Annotated in this window: 12 protein-coding genes, 1 tRNA gene, 2 rRNA genes and 2 pseudogenes (1 of these 17 running past the window's edge); 10 read left to right on the top strand and 7 right to left on the bottom strand. The window is 63.3% G+C overall.

Features of this window, described 5'->3' with window-relative positions:
* The 3 genes from ACZ52D_RS05385 to ACZ52D_RS05375 all read left to right on the top strand — a co-directional run.
* A 23S ribosomal RNA gene (locus ACZ52D_RS05385) occupies nt 1-1,565 on the top strand; it begins 1,263 nt to the left of the window's first position.
* A 215-nt stretch (nt 1,566-1,780) separates the two neighbouring features.
* Nucleotides 1,781-1,895: ribosomal RNA gene (gene rrf / locus ACZ52D_RS05380) — 5S ribosomal RNA — on the top strand.
* 123 nt (nt 1,896-2,018) lie between these two features.
* Nucleotides 2,019-2,095 (top strand) — tRNA-Met (locus ACZ52D_RS05375).
* 4 nt (nt 2,096-2,099) lie between these two features.
* Here the strand turns inward: ACZ52D_RS05375 and ACZ52D_RS05370 are convergent.
* Nucleotides 2,100-2,495, bottom strand: a complete 396-nt coding sequence (locus ACZ52D_RS05370; protein ID WP_464442799.1) for a hypothetical protein — start codon at nt 2,493-2,495, stop codon at nt 2,100-2,102.
* Nucleotides 2,496-2,673: 178 nt separating this feature from the next.
* Nucleotides 2,674-2,946, bottom strand: a pseudogene (locus tag ACZ52D_RS05365) (integrase core domain-containing protein); the annotation flags it as partial.
* A gap of 43 nt (nt 2,947-2,989) precedes the next feature.
* On the opposite strand from ACZ52D_RS05365, the gene ACZ52D_RS05360 reads away from it, so the two are divergent.
* On the top strand, nt 2,990-4,396 hold the full coding sequence (locus tag ACZ52D_RS05360; RefSeq protein ID WP_464442798.1) for an IS30 family transposase: 1,407 nt from the start codon (nt 2,990-2,992) through the stop codon (nt 4,394-4,396).
* Nucleotides 4,397-4,406: 10 nt separating this feature from the next.
* On the opposite strand, the pseudogene ACZ52D_RS05355 reads toward ACZ52D_RS05360, so the two are convergent.
* The 4 genes and pseudogenes from ACZ52D_RS05355 to ACZ52D_RS05340 all read right to left on the bottom strand — a co-directional run.
* A pseudogene (locus ACZ52D_RS05355) lies at nt 4,407-5,266 on the bottom strand (IS3 family transposase); the annotation flags it as partial.
* A gap of 204 nt (nt 5,267-5,470) precedes the next feature.
* A complete protein-coding gene (locus ACZ52D_RS05350; RefSeq protein ID WP_464442797.1) occupies nt 5,471-7,276 on the bottom strand; it encodes a D-alanyl-D-alanine carboxypeptidase family protein in 1,806 nt (601 codons plus the stop codon).
* Nucleotides 7,277-7,547: 271 nt separating this feature from the next.
* Nucleotides 7,548-7,874, bottom strand: a complete 327-nt coding sequence (locus tag ACZ52D_RS05345; protein WP_464442796.1) for a hypothetical protein — start codon at nt 7,872-7,874, stop codon at nt 7,548-7,550.
* 67 nt (nt 7,875-7,941) lie between these two features.
* The gene (locus tag ACZ52D_RS05340; protein WP_464442795.1) at nt 7,942-8,655 is read right to left on the bottom strand and encodes an HAD family hydrolase; all 714 of its coding nucleotides are present in this window, start codon (nt 8,653-8,655) and stop codon (nt 7,942-7,944) included.
* 64 nt (nt 8,656-8,719) lie between these two features.
* On the opposite strand from ACZ52D_RS05340, the gene clpS reads away from it, so the two are divergent.
* The 5 genes from clpS (at nt 8,720) to ACZ52D_RS05315 (ending at nt 12,905) form a co-directional block, all read left to right on the top strand.
* Nucleotides 8,720-9,085 carry an ATP-dependent Clp protease adapter ClpS gene (gene clpS, locus ACZ52D_RS05335; RefSeq protein ID WP_464442794.1) on the top strand — a complete coding sequence of 122 codons (366 nt, stop codon included), beginning with the start codon at nt 8,720-8,722 and terminating at the stop codon, nt 9,083-9,085.
* Nucleotides 9,086-9,100: 15 nt separating this feature from the next.
* Nucleotides 9,101-10,090: a class I SAM-dependent methyltransferase gene (locus ACZ52D_RS05330; protein WP_464442793.1), complete on the top strand. Its 990-nt coding sequence runs from the start codon at nt 9,101-9,103 to the stop codon at nt 10,088-10,090.
* Between the two features lie 97 nt (nt 10,091-10,187).
* A complete protein-coding gene (locus tag ACZ52D_RS05325; RefSeq protein ID WP_222456383.1) occupies nt 10,188-10,994 on the top strand; it encodes an SDR family NAD(P)-dependent oxidoreductase in 807 nt (268 codons plus the stop codon).
* A 12-nt stretch (nt 10,995-11,006) separates the two neighbouring features.
* Complete coding sequence (gene hemF / locus ACZ52D_RS05320) at nt 11,007-11,900, top strand: oxygen-dependent coproporphyrinogen oxidase (protein ID WP_464442792.1); 894 nt, start codon at nt 11,007-11,009, stop codon at nt 11,898-11,900.
* Nucleotides 11,901-12,089: 189 nt separating this feature from the next.
* A complete protein-coding gene (locus ACZ52D_RS05315; RefSeq protein WP_464442791.1) occupies nt 12,090-12,905 on the top strand; it encodes a glycoside hydrolase family 25 protein in 816 nt (271 codons plus the stop codon).
* An 87-nt stretch (nt 12,906-12,992) separates the two neighbouring features.
* On the opposite strand, the gene hemC is transcribed toward ACZ52D_RS05315, so the two are convergent.
* The gene (gene hemC, locus ACZ52D_RS05310; RefSeq protein WP_464442790.1) at nt 12,993-13,952 is read right to left on the bottom strand and encodes a hydroxymethylbilane synthase; all 960 of its coding nucleotides are present in this window, start codon (nt 13,950-13,952) and stop codon (nt 12,993-12,995) included.
* A 182-nt stretch (nt 13,953-14,134) separates the two neighbouring features.
* Here hemC and hemE point away from each other — a divergent pair, with 182 nt between their 5' ends.
* The gene (gene hemE, locus ACZ52D_RS05305; RefSeq protein WP_464442789.1) at nt 14,135-15,169 is read left to right on the top strand and encodes a uroporphyrinogen decarboxylase; all 1,035 of its coding nucleotides are present in this window, start codon (nt 14,135-14,137) and stop codon (nt 15,167-15,169) included.
* Nucleotides 15,170-15,192: the final 23 nt, after the last annotated feature.

Raw genomic sequence — 15,192 nt, 5'->3', positions numbered from 1 at the left:
GAGGAGAGAGGCTTTCGATGAAGCCGGGGCGTGAGCCATCCGGTGGAGAGATCACTAGCGAGAATGATGACATGAGTAGCGACAAAGAGTGTGAGAGACACTCTCGCCGAAAGTCCAAGGGTTCCTGCTTAAAGCTAATCTGAGCAGGGTAAGCCGGCCCCTAAGCCGAGGCCGAAAGGCGTAGGCGATGGGAACCAGGTTAATATTCCTGGGCCAGGAGGATGTGACGGATTGCAAAGGTAGTTCACTCTTATCGGATTGAGTGGGCTGCTCAGCAGTCCCTGGAAATAGCCCTCCATCAGACCGTACCCTAAACCGACACAGGTGGACTGGTAGAGAATACCAAGGCGCTTGAGAGAACGATGTTGAAGGAACTCGGCAAAATACCTCCGTAAGTTCGCGAGAAGGAGGCCCGGGTTCAAGGCAACTTGGATCCGGGGGCACAAACCAGGGGGTGGCGACTGTTTATTAAAAACACAGGGCTCTGCGAAGTCGCAAGACGACGTATAGGGTCTGACGCCTGCCCGGTGCCTGAAGGTTAAAAGGAGGGGTGAGAGCTCCGAATTGAAGCCCAGGTAAACGGCGGCCGTAACTATAACGGTCCTAAGGTAGCGAAATTCCTTGTCGGGTAAGTTCCGACCTGCACGAATGGCGTAACGACTTCCCCGCTGTCTCCAACATCGACTCAGCGAAATTGAATTGCCTGTCAAGATGCAGGCTTCCCGCGGTTAGACGGAAAGACCCCGTGCACCTTTACTACAGCTTCGCACTGGCATCAGGATTGTGATGTGCAGGATAGGTGGTAGGCATCGAAACCAGAACGCAAGTTCCGGTGGAGCCTCCCTTGAGATACCACCCTTCGCACTCTTGATGTCTAACCGCGGTCCGTTACCCGGATCCGGGACCCTGCGTGGCGGGTAGTTTGACTGGGGCGGTCGCCTCCTAAAGAGTAACGGAGGCGCGCGAAGGTTGGCTCAGAGCGGTCGGAAATCGCTCGTTGAGTGCAATGGCAGAAGCCAGCCTGACTGCAAGACTGACAAGTCGAGCAGAGACGAAAGTCGGCCATAGTGATCCGGTGGTCCCGCGTGGAAGGGCCATCGCTCAACGGATAAAAGGTACGCCGGGGATAACAGGCTGATACTGCCCAAGAGTCCATATCGACGGCAGTGTTTGGCACCTCGATGTCGGCTCATCTCATCCTGGGGCTGGAGCAGGTCCCAAGGGTACGGCTGTTCGCCGTTTAAAGAGGTACGTGAGCTGGGTTTAGAACGTCGTGAGACAGTTCGGTCCCTATCTGCCGTGGGTGTAGGATACTTGAGAGGAGTTGCCCCTAGTACGAGAGGACCGGGGTGAACGATCCACTGGTGGACCTGTTGTTGCGCCAGCAGCAGTGCAGGGTAGCTATGATCGGACAGGATAACCGCTGAAGGCATCTAAGCGGGAAGCCCCCCTCAAAACAAGGTATCCCTGAGGGCCGTGGAAGACCACCACGCCAATAGGCCGGAGGTGTAAGCGCAGCAATGCGTTCAGCTGACCGGTACTAATCGCCCGATAGGCTTGATTTGATCCAGTAACAGACAGTGTTACAGGAAACAGAAAGCAAACCATCCAAAACACAAAACCTGGACAACGTTGATTGTAACCGACGCAGGTTGTTCTGCCTGCCGCCAATCGGCGGTGACATAACAACCCAGCGGCAACGCGCATTTGCTTCGCAAACACGCTGCCTGCCGCTCGCCAGCCTTGCTCCGCAAGGCCGTCGGATTTGGATTTTCCTCGGTTTGGTGGCTACAGCACAAGTGAAACACCCGGTCCCATCCCGAACCCGGAAGTTAAGCACTGTCGCGCCGATGGTACTTGGGCTCAAGCCCTGGGAGAGTAGGTCACCGCCAAACCTAGTAAAATCCAAAACCTCTCTTCAACGATACAAGATTACCCGGAAAACGCGCCGATACGGCAAGTCACCGGATAATAACCGGCCTCAAGTAGCGATCCGCGCGGTAGGCCAAAAAAAGTGTCGCGGGATGGAGCAGCCAGGTAGCTCGTCAGGCTCATAACCTGAAGGTCGCAGGTTCAAATCCTGCTCCCGCAACCAAAGGTCACGACAAAGCCTCCGCAAAAAGCGGGGGCTTCTTCGGTTCAGCGCTCCCCAAAGCCATGAGCCCGGCCAGTTCCCCAATAGGCTCAAGCTGATGGCCGCCCGGCGCATCAGCAACCGGAACCATGCGCACCTGCGTAATCAGCGACCGCAGCGCTGCCGTGGCTTCCCGCTTCACCTCCGGCGCGTTAAGCGACCGGGCGAGATCCTCGACCATCTCGCGGTAGCGCTGCGAAAGGCCGGGATGCAGCCGCAGGGCAGGGGGCTCCGGACTTTCCTTGATGAGGGCCTCCAACCGGGCCTTCTCCTCTTCCAGGTCCGACATCGTGGCCTTCACTGACGCATGGTACATGCCGTCTTCGATGGCCTTCAGAATGCCCGCGATCTTTGCCTCCACTTTCTTCAGGGAGGCTTCCGCCTTCTGGCGCTCCAGGGTGGCGCCGACAGCAGCTTCATTGAAAGCTTTTCGGTGTTCCTCGGCGAATTGCGCCAGCAGGTCCAGCGCCCGCCAACGCGGCTTTAGTCCGCAAGACTGGGTGGACCTGTCACGCTTTGATGCCGCTCCGATTTCTCACTTATGCAGCTTGAGCCTCGAAGGCCAAGGGACTTTTCCAGCCGAGAGCTGAATGCTTACGGCGCGGATTGTAGAAGCCGTTGATGTATTCGAAGATTGCCAGTTCGGCAGCCCGCCGTGTCGGTCATGAACGACGCCAGATCAACTCGGCCTTGATGGTCTCGAAGAATGTTTCGACCGCTGCGTTGTCGTAGCAGTTGCCTTTCCCGCTCATCGAGACCTCAAAGCCATGCTGACGCAGGATCTTCTGGTAGTCGTGAGAACAATACTGGGCGGATTCAACCGGTCGTCGCAACACCCCATTGTTGGAGGTCTTGATGACAACAGGAAAACGAAAATCTGAGCGCTCGACGCGGCGCAAATTATCCTCGCCAGGTCGACCGCCAGTCTGGCAGCGTGAGAATCTATGCCGGTTCTGGCGGGAGATTGCAGCGGGGCTATCCAGTGAGGAAGCCGCCGTTGAAGCGGGTGTCTCTGCTCCTGTCGGAACCCGATGGTTTCGGAGTTCTGGCGGAATGCCACCAACACATCTTGCGCCTTCGACACCGCCGCCAAAGGGGCGAAACCTTTCTTTCGCGGAACGCGAGGAAATTGCCTTGGAGTGCGCAAGGGGCACGGGCGTGCGCGGTATCGCCTTCAAGCTGGGGCGCGCGCCCAGCACGATCTCCCGAGAAATCAGGCGCAATTCGGCGACCCGTGGCGGAGACTTTGACTACCGCGCGATCAACGCGCAGTGGCACGCGGATCGTTCCGCCAAGCGTCCGAAGGCCAGCAAGCTCGCGCTCAATCCCGCTCTGCGTGACTACGTGCAGGATCGGCTGGCGGGCTTGATCACCACGCCGGACGGCATCGCTTTCAAAGGGCCTGTCGTGGTATGGAAGAAGCGGCGGGCTGTTCGTCGTCAAAGCCGACGCTGGTCCTTGGCCTGGAGCCCGGAGCAGATCTCGCAGCGTCTGAAGGTGGACTTTCCCGAGGACCCGAACATGCGCATCAGTCACGAAGCAATCTACCAGGCGCTGTACATTCAAGGGCGCGGTGCGTTGAGGCGGGAGCTCTCCGCCTGCTTGCGGTCTGGGCGCGCTTTGCGGCTCCCTCGAGAGCGCGCCCGGAACCGCGGAAAGGCTTTCATCTCTGATGCCTTGATGATCAGTGATCGTCCGGCAGAAATCGGTGACAGGGCGGTGCCAGGTCACTGGGAGGGCGATCTCATTCTCGGCCTGGGCAGTTCGGCGATCGGTACTTTGGTCGAGAGAACAACACGCTTCACGATGCTGTTGCATCTGCCGCGCATGGAAGGTCACGGAAAGACAAAGTCCATAAAGAACGGTCCAGCTCTTGCCGGTCACGGTGCCGAAGCCGTCCGTGATGCCATCGCGGGAACCATCATGGATCTGCCGGCGCACCTGCGCAGATCACTGACTTGGGACCAGGGGGCAGAAATGGCACAACACGCCCAGCTCCAGATCAAAACCGGTCTCGACGTCTACTTCTGCGACCCACAAAGTCCTTGGCAGCGAGGTAGCAACGAGAACACCAATGGTCTGCTCCGCCAATACTTCCCAAAGGGAACAGACCTAAGCCAGCATAGTGCAGACGAACTGAATGCGGTTGCTCACGCGCTGAACACGCGACCACGCAAAACGCTGAGCTGGCAAACACCGGCAGAAGCACTCGACCAGCTGCTCAAACAGGATATGATCGAGGGTGTTGCGACGACCGGTTGAATCCGCCCTAGCTTCCACGATCCGTGTGATGGATGCATCCCTTGGGCGGTTGCCGCAAAGCAGTGGCCATCTTCAATGCCCGGATTGCCAGATCACGCTTCATCCGGTTGCTCACCGCCCAGCCGACGACACGCCGGGAATGCAGGGCGAGGATCACGGCGAGATAGAGCCAGCCTTCGTGTGTCCAGACATAGCTGATGTCGCCCGCCCATTTCTGGTTCGGGCGATCCGCCGAGAAGTCACGATCCAGCAGGTTTGGCGCGATGTTGAAGCTGTGATTGCTGTCGGTTGTCGCCTTGAGCCTCTTGCTCCGCTTCACGGAAATACCGTTCTGGCGCATCAGCCTGCCAACACGACGATGGCCGACATCGATGCCCAGTTCCTTCAACTTCTTGGTCATCCGCGGACGGCCATAGCTGCCCAGGGACAGGGCGAACTGCTCGCGAATGTGGGCCAGGACCACCATGTCCTTGCGCTGGCTGTCGCTGAGCGGACGACTGCGCAAGGCTCGATATCCCCGAGGGCTGACATCCATAATCTCGCAGATCCGGTTAACCAGGATTTCGTTGCGGTGTTCTTCAACAAAGGCAAACCTCATTTGCTTCTCTCCGCGAAGAACACCGTTGCCTTTTTTAGAACGTCCCTCTCCTCCCGGAGCTGCCGGTTCTCTCTGCGCAGTTCTGCGACCTCGCGCTCAAGGTCGGATTGCGCTGTCGGCTTCTCGGGGTTCTTGCGTTCCTGCTGGATCCACCGGCTCAGCGTTGAAAAGCCAACACCGAAGTCAGCGGCAACCTGCTTGCGGGAAAGCCCGCTCGTCAATGCGACCCGAACCGCTTCTGCGCGGAACTCCGGGCTCGGTCGTGATGCCATGTCTGTTCTCCTTTGCGACACGATACGTGTTCAAAGGAGCGGCACAATTCCGCGACAGGTCCAGGGACACCGGTGAGTGGTTCATCAATCAAATCGAGAAAAGGCGACTGGGGCGCTGTCCAGTACCCGTGCCCCTCACGGAGTGGGTGGCGGTTGCCGCACTGGCGACTGAGCGGGAGGCCCGGCTTCCTCGCCGGGCCGGAGTCAAGAGGATGGGCCGATGGTCTTGCAGGCGATGTTGCGGGCGTTCAGCCGTCGACAGGCCAGTTCTGCGTGTTCCTGGCTCATGCCCAGGAAGTTGGCCTCGAAGCCGCGGCGGGTCTTGGCGACCTTGCGCAGCGTTCCATCCAGCGTTTCAAGTTCGGAAAGCGCGGTGCGCAGCAGAACTTTCTCGGCCTTGTAGCGGTTGGTGTAGAGGCCGACGTTGATGCCCCAGTAGCGCCCGCCCGAGGTCGACAGGCGGGTCACCACGACCGGCTTGGGTTCCGGGTCCGCCTGGGTCAGGCGGGCCGGACGCGCGACGGGGCGCAAGCCGGTGTAGGGCTGCTTCTGTACCGCGGGGCGGATCTTTGGCGCCAGCGGCGCGGCGGCGGCGGGTTGCACCTCGGTCTCGGCCAGGGCCGCGGCGATGCTGCTGAGTACGGCGTCCTTGACCGGGGCTCCGGCGGCGCTGACCGTCTGCAGTTTCTCGATCTGGGCGCTCGCTGGCGTGTCGGCATCTTCGGTGGCGGCGTCAGCTTCGGCGCCGGCGACGGCCACGGCGACCGCATCCGCATCCGCGGACAGGTCTTCCGGCCGGGGGCGCGGTTCCAGAACCGGCTCAGGCGCCTGCAGGGCTTCTTCCAGGGCGGCCACGAGAACCGGGGAGTCGCCGCTGGCCGGGCGCAGCTTGGGACGCAGGCTGGTGGAAACCTGACCGCTGACGCGGATCGTCTTGCCCACGGCCTCGGATGCGGAAATGTCCCCGCTGTCGGCCACGACCACATCCGCGCCCATGTAGGCGGGTCGTTGCGGGCGGCGCAGCTTGGCGCGCGACGGCGCGCGGCGGAAGCCGAGATCGAGCAGCTCGGCGACCTTGGCGTTGCGCGAGGTCGAGGATTTGCCGCCGAACACGGTTGCAATGATGCGCTCGTCGCCCCGTTTGGCCGAGGCTACCAGGTTGAAGCCGGCAGCGCGGGTGTAGCCGGTCTTGATGCCGTCGGCGCCGCGGTAGGCGGCGAGCAGGCGGCGGTTGGTGTTGGGCACTTCGCGGATGCCCGCATGGGTCGAGCGGCGCGAGAACAGGTTATAGTACTCGGGATAATCATACAGCAGGTGCCGCCCGAGCGTGGTCATGTCACGGGCGGTGGACAGGTGACCGCTGGCGGTGAGGCCGTGGGCGTTCTTGAAGGTGGTGCGCGTCATCCCGAGCGCCTTGGCGGTGCGGTTCATGCGCCGAGTAAAGGCGGCCTCGCTGCCCGAGAGGGCCTCGCCGATGGCGGTGGCGGCATCATTGGCGGATTTCACCGCGGCCGCGCGAATCAGGTAGCGGAAGGCGATCTTCTGCCCCGCCTTCAGCCCCAGTTTCGAGGGCGGCTCCGCGGCGGCCTTGCGGCTGATCGTGACCTTGGTGTCGAGGGTGATCTCGCCGTTGCGGACCGCTTCGAACGCGATGTAGAGCGTCATCATCTTGGTCAGCGAGGCCGGATGCAGACGGGTGTCAGCGTTGCGGGAATGCAGGACTTCACCGGTGCGCGCGTCGATGACCATCGCGGCATAAGGCGCGGCGGACGCCTGTCGCGCGGGCAACCAGGTCGCGGCCAGCGTCAGCAGAAGCAGGACTGCAACCCATCGCAGCCCCGTGGTGTGCCAACTCGCGGACGGGCGAGGAAGGGAAGGCGGCGCTGCAAATCGCTGCCGAAACGCGTCGAAACGGGGAAGAAGAAACCGGTTGCGAAGAGACCGGAAACCGACTCGCGGGGTACGGGTAAACCGACCCGCCGCCGGATTGACCTGCGTGTTCACTGCCATGTTTGCCTCATGCCGCCGGTTTTCCGGCTGACGATTTTGCCTGATGCCGAAATCTTACCACAGGGTTTACGAGGAATAAACAGGTGGCGCAGGGCGTCGCCGCCAGGGCTGGCGGCTTTTGGCCGGCATTTAGTGGGTGGCGTTGGTGTGGCCTCTAGATGCGCCAAGTCCTAACAAAAGGTTACTAAAAAAACTTGTGCTTTGCGTGACAAGACCGGGTGCCGCGCCGGGGGGACAGGGGGATTTTCCCCTGCCACCGCCGGTGGCAAGGTCAGTTGCTGATGTCGCGCGCGGTGAAAAACGGGCTGAAAAAGTCCAGCTCAACGGTGAAGGCGCAGGGTTGCGTGATCCGCTTGCTGATGCGGGATTCGATCTCTTCGAGCAGGGCGGTGCAGAATGCCTCGTCGCGGTGCGGCTTGCGCAGCAGGGTGACGCGGACGGCGCAATGGCTGCGGTGAAACCGCTCCGCAGGGTAGGCGCGCCCCTTGCAGGCGCCCGAGCCATCGTCATGGCGGCGAATGATGGTGTCGATCTCTTCCAGAATCGCCTCGGCATTGATGTCGAGGTCGCTGGAGAATTTCAGTTCTGCATGCGGCATTGGCGGCTCCCTTCAGGTTTGCAACCGGATAGCGCCCCGTCGGCGCGGCGTCCAGCGCGGGTCCGGCTCAGGTCAGCTGGTCCAGGAGCGCAGCCAATTCGCCCAGGTCGGCAATTTCGCGGTAGCGAGGGTTGTCGGATGGTGTCTCGGCTTGCTCGACCTCCCAGACCAGCCCGTGCGGCACATAGGTGCCCCAGGCACCGGCCTCGATCGGGGCGACCACGTCGGAGCGCATGGAATTGCCCACCATCATTGCGCGGGCGGCCCCGTCGCCGTGGCGGTCAAAGATGCCGTGGTAGACCTCGGGGGTCTTTTCCGAGACCACCTCCACCGCGTCGAACAGCTCGCCAAGACCGGACTGCGCCAGTTTGCGCTCCTGATCGAGCAGGTCGCCCTTGGTGATCAGCACCACCTTGTAGCGGCCTGCCACCGCCTCGACCGCCTCCTGCGCGTGGGGGAGCAGTTCGATCGGGTAAGACAGCATCATCTGCCCGGCGACGAGCAATTCCTTCAGCACCGAGGCAGGCACCTGCTCCTGGGTCACCTCGATCGCGGTTTCGATCATCGACAGCGTAAACCCTTTCACCCCGTAGCCGTAGCGCCCAAGGTTGCGTTTTTCCGCATCCAGCAGCAGCCGGTCCAGTTGCTCGGGACCGAGGTCATCCGGGGTGTGATCCATCAGCAGTTCGGCAAACCGTTCCTGCGTCACCCGAAAGAACCGTTCATTGTGCCAGAGGGTATCGTCGGCATCGAAGCCGATTGTTGTCAAATTACGTGCCAATCTCTGTGCCTCAGTGTCTTTTCCTGCCCACCCAAGAGGCTATATAAGCGTCAAAGGAAATTCCATGCATCACTGGATCAAATCGCTTATGCCGCTGCAGACCGTAATGATGACCGATCATTCAGACGACGATACCGAATCCGGTGTCCTGACCAAGACGCGGCCCAAGACCAAGCGTCCGCCGCGCTACAAGGTGCTGCTTCTGAACGACGATTACACCCCGATGGAATTCGTGGTGATGGTGCTGGAACGGTTCTTTGGCATGACCCACGCGCAGGCGTTCGAAATCATGCTGACGGTGCACAAGAAGGGCGTTGCCGTGGTTGGCGTGTTCAGCCACGAGGTCGCCGAGACCAAGGTGGGCCAGGTGATGGATTTTGCCCGCCGCCAGCAGCATCCGCTGCAATGCACCATGGAAAAAGAAGACTAATCAAGAGGCTGCACGATGTCCCTACGCCTGTCACTGGCGGTCGAGACGGGCGGCTTTGCCGTGCCGTCCGAAGGCCGCATAGCGGTGTTTCACCCGCGCACGGATCACGATCTGTCACCGCTGCCAAAGGATCGCGTGCAGGTGATCCAGCCGCTGCGTCCTGACCACGAGCATTTTGTCGCCCAGGGGTATGACTGCACCCCGCAGGCCGATCCGCAGACCTCGTTCGCTGCCGCGGTGGTATTCCTGCCGCGCGCCAAGGCGCTGGCACGGATGCTGGTGGCGCAGGCGGTCGCGGCGACGGATGGGCCGGTGCTGATCGATGGCGCCAAGACCGATGGTGTTGATTCGCTGCTGAAGGCCTTGCGCCAGCGCGGCACGCCCTCCGACCCGATTTCCAAGGCGCATGGCAAGGTGTTCTGGATCGATGGCAGCATGGACCTGTCGGACTGGCTGCCCGCAGCGGAGCAGAAGGTCGACGGCTTTGTCACCGCGCCCGGCGTGTTCTCGGCGGACGGGATCGACCCGGCGTCGGCGCTGCTGGCGGCGGCGCTGCCGCGGAAACTTGGCCGCTGCGTGGCCGATCTCGGCGCCGGCTGGGGGTATCTGTCGGCGCAGGTGCTGAAACGCGAAGGGGTCGAGGAGCTGCATCTGGCCGAGGCGGATTATCACGCCCTGGCCTGTGCGCGGCAGAACCTGACCGACGCACGGGCGCAGTTCCACTGGGTCGACGTGCGCGGCTGGACGCCGCCGACCACGGTCAACACGGTGGTGATGAACCCGCCGTTCCACACCGGCCGCGCGGCGGAACCGTCGCTGGGGCAGGCCTTCATCGCGGCGGCGGCGTCGATGCTGGCGGCCAACGGCAGCCTGTGGATGGTTGCCAACCGTCATCTGCCCTACGAGGCGGTGCTGGGCGAACGCTTTGCCCATGTCCGCGAGGAGGGTGGCGACAACCGCTTCAAGATCCTGACCGCCTCCAAGCCCCGGCGCCAGCGCCGATAGCCAAAGTGGCCGCGGGGGATGCCGGGTTGCAATCCGGTCGCCCCGGTCTAACGTGCCTGCAAGACGCGCCAGTCAAACGGCCAAGGGAGCCTTTCGCATGTCCTTTTCAATTTCTGGCAAGACCGCCATCGTGACCGGGGCCTCCAGCGGCATCGGTCTGGCCATCGGCAAACAATTCGCGGCGGCGGGCGCCAACGTGATGTTTGCCGACACCCAGGAGGCGCAGTTGCTGGCCGAGCTGGGCGCGCAGGCGGATGACAGCAATATCCGGTACTTTGCCGGGGATCTCCGCGAGCGGCTGACCATCGCCAACCTTCTGTCGGCCACTATCGACGCCTTTGACGGGGTCGATATCCTGGTCAACGGGGCGCGGCAGATGGTGGCGACCGATCCGCTGGACCCGAGCGATGACACGCTGGACCAGTTGCTGACGCAAAGCCTGCTGCCAACGGTCCGGCTGTCGCAGCAGGTGGCCAAACGGATGATCAAGCAGGGCGAGGATAACGAGGACGCTGATGGGCCGCTGGGCAGCATCATCAACCTGTCCTCGATCGCGGCGCGGCGCACCCACCCGCAGCTGATGGCCTACTCGGTGGCCTCTGCGGCGCTGGATCAGGCCACGCGCTCGCTGTCGGTGGCGCTGGCACCGCACCGGATTCGGGTGAATTCGATCGCCTTCGGCTCGGTCATGAGCGCGTCGATGCAGGGCACGCTGAAAGACAACCGCAGCTACCGTCAGGATATCGAGGCGCATACCCCGCTGGGCCGTATCGCCTCTCCGAACGAGTTGACCGAAACTGCGCAATACCTGGCCTCGGACGCCTCCGGCTTCATGACCGGGCAGGTGCTGACGCTGGACGGCGGCCGCACGCTGCTGGATCCGGTGGCGGCACCGGTACATTGATTGGACATTGCCATGACGCATGAGATGACAGAGGAAAAGGCCCGCGCGGCTGCCTGGTTCCGTGAATTGCGCGACCAGATCGTTGCGGCGTTCGAGCGGCTCGAAGCCGATCACGGCGACGGCCCGTTCAGCGACCAGGAGCCGGGACGCTTCGAGGTGACGGAGACCAAACGCAGCGCCGAGGATGGCTCTGACGCGGGTGGCGGGCTGATGAGCGTGATGCGCGGCGGCCGGGTGTTCGAGAAGGTCGGCGTCAACATCTCCGAGGTCTACGGAACCCTGGGCGAGCGGGCGCAGACCGCGATGGCGGCGCGCAAGGGGCTGCCAGGCATGAAGGAAGATCCGCGCTTCTGGGCCTCGGGCATCTCGCTGGTCGCCCACATGCGCAATCCGCATGTGCCGGCGGTGCACATGAACACCCGCATGTTCTGGACCCCGCATGGCTGGTGGTTCGGCGGCGGTTCGGACCTCAACCCCTGCATCGAATACGCGGAGGACACCGCGCATTTCCACGGGGTTCAGAAACAGCATCTGGACCCGCATGGGGGCGATCTTTATCCGCGGCTCAAGGCCTGGGCGGATGAGTATTTCTACATCCCCCACCGCGGCCGGGCCCGTGGCGTTGGCGGCATCTTCATGGATGACCGCAACAGCGGCAGCTGGGAGGCGGATTTCGCTCTGACCCAGGACATCGGCCGCGCCTTCCTGCCCGCCTTTGTGCCGCTGGTGGAAAAGCGCCGGGTGCAGCCCTTTGACGATGCCGACAAGGACGCCCAGCTGATCCATCGCGGGCTCTATGCAGAGTACAACCTGGTCTATGACCGCGGCACCAAGTTCGGGCTGGAAACCGGCCATGACGCCAACGCGGTGCTGATGAGCCTGCCACCGCTGGCCAAATGGGTCTGACCTGACCGGTCCTGCTGCCTGTCCTGAAATCTTGAACGCGCTGGCCTGCTCTGGACAGCGCGTTTTGTCTTTGGCGGATTTGCGCTGATTTCATGCCGGTATGCGCGACTTTGCCGGTGCGCGCGCTAAGATATGGACAAAGGCGCAAGCATAAGCGCGGTTTCAGGTATCAGGGCAGGGGCCTTTCACATGCGCAGATGGGTTTCGGGGTTGCTGGCGGTGGCACTGGTGATGGGCTGCGGCGCGCCGCCCGAGCGCTCGGCACAGGCACCCGCGGTCAGCCGCGGCGAGCCTGCCAATGGCGCGCTCGCGGGATTGCGCACCTATCCGCGGTTCGGCGATAACGATCCGCATGACTGGGACGGGCGCGCGCCCTGGACCTACGCGGTCCATGGCATCGACGTTTCGCGCTACCAGGGCAATGTGGACTGGCACCAGGTGCGCCGCGCCGGGGTCTCCTTTGCCTATATCAAGGCAACCGAGGGCGGCGACCACACCGATGCGAAGTTCCGCGACAATTGGCGCGGCGCCGACCGGGCGGGACTGAAGCGCGGCGCCTATCACTACTATTACTTCTGCCGCCCGGCGGCTGAGCAAGCGCGCTGGTTCATCAAACACGTGCCGCGCGACGCAAACGCGCTGCCGCCGGTGCTGGACATGGAGTGGAACCACCGCTCCCGCACCTGCCGCACCCGGCCCGACGGCGCGACGGTGCGGGCCGAGGCGCGCAAGTTCCTGAACATCCTGGAGCGCCACTACGGCAAGCGCCCGGTGATCTACACAACGGTGGATTTCTACCGCGACACTGGCATCGGGCGGCTTGGCGGCACCGAGTTCTGGCTGCGCTCGGTCGCGGGCCATCCGCAGCAGGTCTACCCGGGCCAAAGCTGGAGCTTCTGGCAATATTCCGGCACCGGCGCGGTGCCGGGCGTGGCGGGCAACGTTGACCTCAACACCTTCCGCGGCAGTCCCGAAAGCTGGCTCAGGTGGTCGGGACAGATCTGAGCCGAGGGCGGGCAGGGGGCCTTGCCCCCGCGCGCCATGGGCGCTTACCCTTCGATTTTTCGGTCCGGAGCGCGGTGCGTTGCTCGCTTACGATTTCCAGTCGAAAAAGCCGGGGCCTGCCTGTTGCAGCAGTTTCGCGGCCATCTCGCGGCCCAGCTCCGCACCGTCCTCCATGGGGCAGGTCTGGTCGTCGCTGATTGCCTCGGACCCGTCCGGGCGCAGCACCTCGCCGCGCAGGCGCAGGGTGGGGCCGTCCAGTTCCGCAAGGCCCGCGATCGGGGTCTCGCAAGAGCCGTCCAGCGCCGCCAGGAAGGCGCGTTCCGCCGCCAGTCGCTGGCCTGTCAGCGCGTCATGGATCGCCGCCAGCATGTCGCGCGCGCGGCTGTCGTCAGTGCGGCATTCAATACCGATGGCGCCCTGCGCCACGGCGGGCAGCATGTCGGCGGTCTCGATCGCGGTGGCGGGCACATCGGCCATCGCCAGCCGGTTCAGCCCGGCCATGGCGAGGAAGGTGCACTCGGCCACGCCCTCGGACAATTTGCGCAGCCGGGTCTGAACGTTGCCGCGGAACTCCACCACCTTCAGATCGGGGCGGCGGTTCAAGAGCTGCGCGCGGCGGCGCAGCGACGACGTGCCCACGACCGCGCCCGGCGCAAGATCATGGATCGAGGACAGCGCGGGCGAGATGAACGCATCACGGACGTCTTCGCGCGGCAGGTAGCAATCCAGCTGCAGCCCTTCGGGCTGGGCCACCGGCATGTCCTTCATCGAATGCACCGCGATGTCGATGCCACCGGACAGCAGCGCCTCTTCGATTTCCTTGGTGAACAGCCCCTTGCCACCCAGCGTCTTCAACGGCTTGTCCGCCGCGATCAGCGCCTGATTGTCGCCGGTGGTCTTGATAACCACGATCTCGAAGGCCTCGGCCGGCAGGTCGAAGGCGGCGGCCAGACGGTCGCGGGTTTCATGCGCCTGGGCCAGCGCCAGCGGCGATCCGCGGGTGCCGATTTTCAGGGGCGAAGCGGGGGTGGGCAGGGTCAGTGTCATGGAAAGAAGCCTTAAATCAGTTTGCGCCCCGGTGGAAACAGGTTTTGTCCCTCGCATGGCCTGTGCCGGGCGGCTTTGCCATGGGGCAAAGTGCCCGGGCCGGGGGCGCGGCAGATCGCCCCTGCCCTTGACATTCGCCCGCGCAGGCGTGACCTCAGGGGGCGAAAGATAGCGAGGGTGACATGGCCGGACAAAAGAAGCTGCTGCGTGCATTGGCGGGCGAGAAACAGGATGTGCCGCCGATCTGGATGATGCGCCAGGCGGGCCGCTACCTGCCGGAGTACCGTGCGACGCGGGCCGAGGCGGGGGATTTCCTCAAGCTGTGCTACAACCCGGAGCTGGCGGCCGAGGTCACGCTGCAGCCGATCCGCCGCTATGGCTTTGACGCAGCGATCCTGTTTGCCGACATCCTCTTGGTGCCGCAGGCGCTGGGCGCGGATCTGTGGTTCGTGACCGGCGAAGGCCCGCGGCTGTCGACCATCACGACCGAGGCGGATTTTGCCAAGCTTGGCCCGGTCGCCGACATCCACGAGACGCTGAATCCGATCTATGAGACCGTGCGCATCCTGTCGCGCGAACTGCCGTCCGAGACCACGCTGATCGGCTTTGCCGGTGCGCCCTGGACGGTCGCCACCTACATGATCGCGGGCCGTGGCACGCCGGATCAGGGACCGGCCCACGCGCTGCGCGAGGAAAACACCGCCCTGTTCGAGGCGCTGCTGGCTCGGATCACCGAAGCCACCATCGAATACCTCTCCTGCCAGATCGAGGCCGGGGCCGAGGTGGTCAAGATCTTTGACAGCTGGGCGGGCTCGCTGCAGGGCGCGGCGTTCGAGAAATACGCGCTGGAACCCTGCCGCCAGATCACCGCCGCCCTGAAGGCGCGCCACCCGGGCATCCCGGTGATCGGCTTCCCGCGCGAAGCGGGCGAGAAATATGTGGGCTTTGCCAAGGCAACCGGCATCGACTGCGTGGCGCTGGACAACTCGGTCGATCCCGAATGGGCTGCGGAACATGTGCAGGTGGACGGCTGCGTGCAGGGCAACCTCGCCTCGCGCCACATGGTGACCGGCGGTCAGGAGCTGGTGGATGAGACCCGCCGGATCGTTGCCGCCTTCAGAAACGGCCCGCATATCTTCAACCTCGGCCATGGCATCACGCCGGACGCGGATCCGGACAATGTGCAGCTGATGATCGACACGGTGCGCGAAGGCTGATCTTGTGCTGATGCGCAGGATGC

It is taken from the genome of Leisingera sp. S2M4 (assembly GCF_055398055.1).
This window is presented reverse-complemented; position numbering and strand designations above follow the sequence as displayed.